Genomic DNA, 5664 nt, shown 5'->3' on the forward strand with positions numbered 1-5664 from the left:
GTTCAGGCAATGAGCAGGCATCAGGATTGCCGCGCCTTGTCAGGCGCGAGTCACCCCTCGCCCGCTTGCGGGAGAGGGGCCGGAGGAGAGGGTTGCATCAGGCTAGAGCGGAGGTCTGAAAGGTCCGTGCTAGACGCTTCTATTCGGTTCTGCAACAGCTAACGCAGACATAGCCAATGAATTCGCCCCCCCACAAAGAGCAGGCATCACCAAGAAAGAAAAAGGCCCGCGATTGCGGGCCTTGTTCATATCTGGCGGAATCAGCTACCCGAACGGCGGACGAACTTGATCGACCACTGGAAGTCGGGCTTGCGCGTCACGCTGATGGCGCGGCGGGTGACGGTGTCCAGGGTGACGTTCCAGAAGCCGGTGCTGGGCACCACGATCTTCGCCGGAAAGCGGTCGAAGGCGCCGCCGTGGTAGCTGTGCCGGCCGCCGTTCTTGAAGCTGCGGAAGTTCGCATCGTTCATCAGGCGGATGTTGCAGGTCTGCGAGCACTGGATGACGACCAGATCACCCTCGTTGAGGTGCTCGCGCTGATGGATGAACTTCATGTACAGCTCCCAAATCGCTGAATCGAACAGCGCGCCAGAATAACACGGCGGACTTCGCCTACGCTGAAGTAGCCGACCGGCAAGGACGAATACGGCAGTCGGACGTCGCCCCCTCCACCCGGTCATTACCTGGAACCTGTGAGAACAAGGGGATCTCCCATGCGCAATGCCAAGCCCGTTCACGCTCTTCTGATCAGCATCGCCTTCCTCGGCGCCTGCAGCAGCCAGGCGGAAGACGATGGATTGAGCGCGACCACCAGCGCCGCCGAGGCCTATGCACCGGGCGTGCCCGGCAGCGTCGAGTCGGAAACCGAGACGATCTCGGCGGTGGTCACGGCCGTCGATCAGCAGAAGCGGACCTTCACCCTCGAAGATGAACAGGGTAACCGCCAGACCTTCAACGCGGTGCCGGAAATGCGCAATTTCTCGCAGCTGAAAGTCGGCGACCGGGTCAATGCGGTGGTGACTCACGAACGCGTGATCCAGCTGCGTGCGCCTGGCGAAGCTCGGGAGGATGGCGCTGCCGGATTGGTGGCGAGGACTCCGGAAGGCAGCAAGCCGGGCATGCTGGTAGCCGATACCGTGGAAATCACCGCCGTGGTCAAGGCGATCGACACCACCCAGCACACCGCCACCCTGGAGTTCGCCGACGGCAGCCGCAGGGTGGTGAGGGTGCGACCCGACGTTGAGCTCAAGCCTTCGTACCTCAACCAGGAAGTGGTGATCCGGATGACCTCGGCACTGGCCATCAGCGTCGAGGCTCCCTGAGCACCGCAACCGGCTGGTCGGCGGGCCTGCCACCGTCCGGTGGACGGTGGTAGGATGCGCGCCCCATGCGTATCAGCGATATCCACCAGCATCTGGCCGAGCTCGGCGCCCTTCCGGTCCACAGCGGCCGGGTGGTGCGCGCCTGGCTGCAGGGCAAGCCCCTGGACGCCGGCACCCGTCGCCAGCACACCGAGCATTTCCTGCCCCTGAGCGTGCGCGCCGGCCTGCCGGCCCTGGCCGAACGCCTGGACGGCCTGGTCCGCCTGCGTTCGGAACATCCCGGAGCCGACGGCTCCGCACGCCTGCTGGTGGCATTGAACGATGGCCAGATGGTGGAAAGCGTGCTGCTGCCCCGCGACGGCCTTTGCGTGTCGACCCAGGTCGGCTGCGCCGTGGGCTGCGTGTTCTGCATGACCGGCAAGAGCGGCCTGCTGCGCCAGGTCGGCAGTGCGGAAATCGTTGCCCAGGTCGCCCTCGCCCGCCGTTTCCGGGCAGTGAAGAAGGTGGTGTTCATGGGCATGGGCGAGCCGGCGCACAACCTCGACAATGTGCTGGAAGCCATCGACCTGCTGGGCACCGATGGCGGTATCGGCCACAAGAACCTGGTGTTCTCCACCGTGGGCGATCCGCGGGTCTTCGAGCGCCTGCCGCAGGAGCGGGTCAAGCCGGCCCTGGCGCTGTCCCTGCACACCACTCGCGCCGACCTGCGTGAACGCCTGCTGCCCAAGGCGCCGCGCATCGCCCCGGACGAGCTGGTGGACCTGGGTGAGCGCTACGCGCGCACCATCGGCTACCCCATCCAGTACCAATGGACGCTGCTCAGGGGCATCAACGACAGCCAGGAAGAAATGGACGGCATCCTGCGCCTGCTCAAGGGCAAGTACGCGGTGATGAACCTGATCCCCTACAACAGCTTGGATGACGACGACTACCAGCGCCCCGAGGGCGAGCGCATCGTGCAGATGGTCCGCTACCTGCACAGCCGCGGCATCCTCACCAAGGTTCGCAACTCCGCCGGCCAGGACGTGGAAGGTGGTTGCGGCCAGCTGCGCGCCCGCGCCGTGGAGCTGGTCAATACCCGCCGCCTGCAGCGCCCCGCGTCCTGAGCGAACGGCCGCCATTTCCCGGCCAACGAGCTAAGCTCAGGCCAGGAGGTGTCCCATGGACGACAAGAACGACGATCAACCCCTGAGCTTCCGCGAGATGCTGCAGAGCGTGCTGGCCGCCGCCTTTGGCGTGCAAAGCGGGAAAAACCGCGCGCGTGACTTCAGCCGTGGCAAGCCCAGCCACTTCATCATCCTCGGCGTGCTATTCACAGCCGTCTTCGTGCTGGTGCTCTTCGGGCTGGTGAAGCTGGTGCTCGGCCTCGCCGGCGTCTGAGCCTCACTCGAGCAGCGGCTGCGGGGAGGCGCAGAGTCCTTTCATTCCAACACCCAGGAAAAATCGGCGGCGATGTATAACCGCTTATCGCAGGGTGGCCGGAGGTGATGCGGCCGGCCGGGTGAACCGGCCGGCCCCGCGCGTGCTTATTGGTGGCTGACCCAGAAAACGGCAGTCGACACGGCGATCAGGATAAGGATGAAAATGGCCCAGGCATCGACCTTGCTGTCAGGGTTCGAATTCTCGGAATGTTCGTTCATGGCGTCCCCCGTTGTTGTGGTTATAGGCTGCTTGCACTCCGAGTAAAGACCAGCCCCCGCCGCGCCTCAAGCCGAAGGGTTATGCCGCACCCCGCAATCATAACTTTTGGTTCTTTACATATACTCAAACATCACTTTTGCGCATAACCCCGAACTGGTATCTTCCTCCGGCTCCGCGGGGAGTGCGCGGCCGTGCGCGCAGAAAAGCTGTAAGCAGCCTGATAACAGGACATTTCATGTACGTATACGACGAGTACGATCAACGGATCGTCGAGGACCGCGTCAAGCAGTTCCGCGATCAGACCCGCCGCTATCTGGAAGGCACGCTGTCGGGTGAGGAATTCCGCCCGCTGCGCCTGCAGAACGGCCTGTACATCCAGCGCTACGCGCCCATGCTGCGCGTGGCCGTGCCCTACGGCCTGCTCTCTTCCGTCCAGGTACGCAAGCTGGCCCAGATCGCTCGCGACTACGACAAGGGCTACGCCCACATCAGCACCCGCCAGAACGTCCAGTACAACTGGCCGGAACTGGAGGACGTGCCGGAAATCCTCGCCGAGCTGGCCACCGTGCAGATGCACGCGATCCAGACCAGCGGCAACTGCATCCGCAACACCACCACCGACCAGTTCGCCGGCGTTGCCCGTGACGAGCTTGTCGACCCGCGCCCCTGGTGCGAGATCATCCGCCAGTGGTCGACCTTCCACCCGGAATTCTCCCACCTGCCGCGCAAGTTCAAGATCGCCGTCAATGGCGCCGTGAGCGACCGCGCCGCCATCGAAGTCCATGACATCGGCCTGGAAGCCGTGAAGAACGCCGCCGGCGAGCTGGGCTTCCGCGTATCGGTCGGCGGCGGCCTGGGCCGTACCCCGGTGGTGGGCAGCTTCATCAACGAATTCCTGCCCTGGCAGCACCTGATCAGCTACCTCGACGCCATCCTGCGCGTGTACAACCGCTATGGCCGTCGCGATAACAAGTACAAGGCGCGCATCAAGATCCTGGTCAAGGCGCTGACCCCGGAAGTCTTCGCCGAGCGCGTCAACGCCGAGTGGGCCCACCTGAAGGACGGCCCCACCACCCTGACCGAAGCCGAAGTGCAGCGCGTCGCCAAGCACTTCGTCGACCCGGCCTACAAGGCCCTGGACGACCAGGATGCCGCCCTCGCCGCCCTGGACGCCGAGCACCCCGGCTTCGCCCGCTGGCGCACCCGCAACGTCATCGCCCACAAGAAGCCCGGCTACGCCGCCGTGACCCTGTCGCTCAAGCCCACCGGTGTGGCGCCTGGCGACGTCACCGACAAGCAGCTGGACGCCATCGCTGGCCTGGCCGATCGCTACAGCTTCGGCGAAGTGCGTAACAGCCATAACCAGAACATCATCCTGGCCGACGTCGAGCAGGCCCAGCTCTTCACCCTCTGGGGCGAGCTGCGCGAGCTTGGCTTCGCCACCCCGAACGTCGGCCTGCTGACCGACATCATCTGCTGCCCGGGCGGCGACTTCTGCTCCCTGGCCAACGCCAAGTCGATCCCGGTGGCCGAAGCCATCCAGCGCCGTTTCGACGACCTGGACTACCTGTTCGATATCGGCGACCTGGACCTGAACATCTCGGGCTGCATGAACGCCTGCGGCCACCACCACGTGGGCCATATCGGCATCCTCGGCGTGGACAAGAAGGGCCAGGAGTTCTACCAGGTGTCCCTCGGCGGCAGCGCCGGCCGTGACGCCAGCCTGGCGCAGATCCTCGGCCCGTCCTTCGCCCAGGACGAAATGGCCGACGTGATCGAGAAGATCATCAACGTCTACGTGGAACAGCGCACCGAGGACGAGCAATTCCTCGACACCTTCCGCCGTATCGGTATCGATCCGTTCAAGGAGCGCGTATATGCAGCGAATCATTAAGAACGACCAGGTGATCGACGAAACCTGGCACCTGCTGGCCAAGGACGCGACCCTGGACGGTATCCCCAACTGCGATGACATCATCGTTCCGCTGGCCCTGTGGTGCGACCACGGCCATGCCCTGAAAGCCCGCGACGGCGGCCTGGGCGTATGGCTGGAAGCCGGCGAAGAGATCGAGGAGATCGCCGGCGACCTGGAGCACTTCCAGGTCATCGCGCTGAACTTCCCGGCCTTCACTGACGGCCGTCACTCTTCCACCGCCTACCTGCTGCGCCAGCGCTACGGGTACAAGGGCGAAGTGCGCGCCATCGGCGACGTGCTGCGCGACCAGCTGTTCGCGCTGCGCCGTTGCGGCTTCGATGCCTTCGCCCTGCGCGCCGACAAGGACCCCTACGACGCCATCAAGGCGTTCGAAGACTTCTCCGAGGTCTACCAGGCGTCCAGCGACCAGCCCCTGCCGCTGTTCCGCCGCCGCTCGGCCTGAGTGACGCCACAACAAAAAGCCCCGCATCTGCGGGGCTTTTTGTTGGGCCATGCAATAGGTTCATTCATTCCTTGTAGGGGCGAATTCATTGGCCAACCGAACCGCGGGTTCGGCCGTGAATGAAACGGGGCAGCTGCGCCGCCCTTGGCGAATGAATTGGCTATGTCCACGTTAGCTGTTGCAGTACTGAATAGAAGCCTCTAGTACAGGCCTTTCAGAACTCCGCGCCAACCTGACGCAACCCTCTCCCCCAGCCCCTCTCCCGCAAGCGGTAGAGGGGTGACTCGCGCCTGATAGGGCGCAGCAATTCTGATGCCCAGTCG

Annotated in this window: 6 protein-coding genes; 5 read left to right on the forward strand and 1 reads right to left on the reverse strand. The window is 64.3% G+C overall.

Going from position 1 to position 5664, the window contains the following annotated elements; translation table 11 throughout:
• Nucleotides 1-260: 260 nt before the first annotated feature.
• Nucleotides 261-680, reverse strand: a complete 420-nt coding sequence (locus E8F11_RS06285; protein WP_280287973.1) for a DUF1883 domain-containing protein — start codon at nucleotides 678-680, stop codon at nucleotides 261-263.
• 33 nt (nucleotides 681-713) lie between these two features.
• Between E8F11_RS06285 and E8F11_RS06290 the strand changes: the two genes are divergently transcribed.
• The 5 genes from E8F11_RS06290 (at nucleotide 714) to E8F11_RS06310 (ending at nucleotide 5341) form a co-directional block, all read left to right on the forward strand.
• Nucleotides 714-1322 carry a hypothetical protein gene (locus tag E8F11_RS06290; RefSeq protein WP_280287974.1) on the forward strand — a complete coding sequence of 203 codons (609 nt, stop codon included), beginning with the start codon at nucleotides 714-716 and terminating at the stop codon, nucleotides 1320-1322.
• Between the two features lie 65 nt (nucleotides 1323-1387).
• The gene (locus E8F11_RS06295; RefSeq protein ID WP_280287975.1) at nucleotides 1388-2428 is read left to right on the forward strand and encodes an RNA methyltransferase; all 1041 of its coding nucleotides are present in this window, start codon (nucleotides 1388-1390) and stop codon (nucleotides 2426-2428) included.
• A 55-nt stretch (nucleotides 2429-2483) separates the two neighbouring features.
• Nucleotides 2484-2702 carry a DUF2970 domain-containing protein gene (locus E8F11_RS06300; protein WP_280287976.1) on the forward strand — a complete coding sequence of 73 codons (219 nt, stop codon included), beginning with the start codon at nucleotides 2484-2486 and terminating at the stop codon, nucleotides 2700-2702.
• A gap of 496 nt (nucleotides 2703-3198) precedes the next feature.
• Entirely contained in the window at nucleotides 3199-4857 is a 1659-nt protein-coding gene (locus E8F11_RS06305) for a nitrite/sulfite reductase (protein ID WP_280287977.1), read from the forward strand.
• Nucleotides 4841-5341 carry a DUF934 domain-containing protein gene (locus tag E8F11_RS06310; RefSeq protein ID WP_280287978.1) on the forward strand — a complete coding sequence of 167 codons (501 nt, stop codon included), beginning with the start codon at nucleotides 4841-4843 and terminating at the stop codon, nucleotides 5339-5341. Before E8F11_RS06305 ends, E8F11_RS06310 begins: the two co-directional genes overlap by 17 nt.
• The last annotated feature ends 323 nt before the right edge of the window (nucleotides 5342-5664 follow it).

It is taken from the genome of Pseudomonas sp. BN417 (genome assembly GCF_029871205.1).
GTDB lineage: Bacteria > Pseudomonadota > Gammaproteobacteria > Pseudomonadales > Pseudomonadaceae > Metapseudomonas.

What these genes read in the sequence shown, in the direction of transcription:
- E8F11_RS06285 (WP_280287973.1), bottom strand. Translation starts at nt 680, where the DNA reads ATGACCGGGTGGAGGGGGCGACGTCCGACTGCCGTATTCGTCCTTGCC.
- E8F11_RS06290 (WP_280287974.1), top strand. Translation starts at nt 714, where the DNA reads ATGCGCAATGCCAAGCCCGTTCACGCTCTTCTGATCAGCATCGCCTTC.
- E8F11_RS06295 (WP_280287975.1), top strand. Translation starts at nt 1,388, where the DNA reads ATGCGTATCAGCGATATCCACCAGCATCTGGCCGAGCTCGGCGCCCTT.
- E8F11_RS06300 (WP_280287976.1), top strand. Translation starts at nt 2,484, where the DNA reads ATGGACGACAAGAACGACGATCAACCCCTGAGCTTCCGCGAGATGCTG.
- E8F11_RS06305 (WP_280287977.1), top strand. Translation starts at nt 3,199, where the DNA reads ATGTACGTATACGACGAGTACGATCAACGGATCGTCGAGGACCGCGTC.
- E8F11_RS06310 (WP_280287978.1), top strand. Translation starts at nt 4,841, where the DNA reads ATGCAGCGAATCATTAAGAACGACCAGGTGATCGACGAAACCTGGCAC.